1 protein-coding gene is annotated in these 668 nt (G+C 68.6%); it reads left to right on the forward strand.

The window, feature by feature from the left end; all coding sequences use genetic code 11:
• The coding region (locus AC1DN9_RS30060; RefSeq protein WP_478106020.1) for a Rossmann-fold NAD(P)-binding domain-containing protein at positions 1 to 668 on the forward strand (668 nt) is incomplete at both ends.

Consider the following 668-nt stretch of genomic DNA (forward strand, 5'->3'; position numbering starts at 1 on the left):
GGCGTGCCGGCCGAAACTGCGCCAGGCGAGACAAGAGTGGCCGTGACTGCGGAGACCGCGAAGAAGCTGGTTGCGCAGGGCCACACCGTGCGAGTGCAATCGGGCGCGGGCATTGCGGCCAGCCTCACCGATGGCGCCTACGAGGCCGCCGGTGCGCAGATCACCGATGCCGTGGGGGCCTTCGGCTGCGAGATCGTGCTGAAGGTGCGCAGTCCTGACGATGGCGAGACGGCGCTGATGAAGCCGGGCACGGTCCTCGTGGGCATGCTCAATCCCTTCGATGTGCCGGGGCTGCAGCGCCTGGCCACAGCCGGCCTGACCGCCTTCGCGCTGGAGGCTGCTCCGCGCACCACCCGCGCCCAGAGCATGGACGTGCTCTCCTCCCAGGCCAACATCGCCGGCTACAAGGCCGTCATGATGGCCGCAGACAAGTACCAGCGCTTCTTCCCGATGCTGATGACCGCCGCCGGCACCGTGAAGGCGGCGCGCGTCGTGATCCTGGGCGTGGGCGTCGCGGGGTTGCAGGCGATTGCCACCGCCAAGCGCCTGGGCGCCGTCATCGAGGCTTCCGATGTACGCCCCAGCGTCAAGGAACAGATCGAGTCCCTGGGCGGCAAGTTCATCGACGTGCCCTACGAGACTGCCGAGGAGAAGGAAGCCGCCGAAGG

Source organism: Variovorax sp. 05L425, from assembly GCF_056397705.1.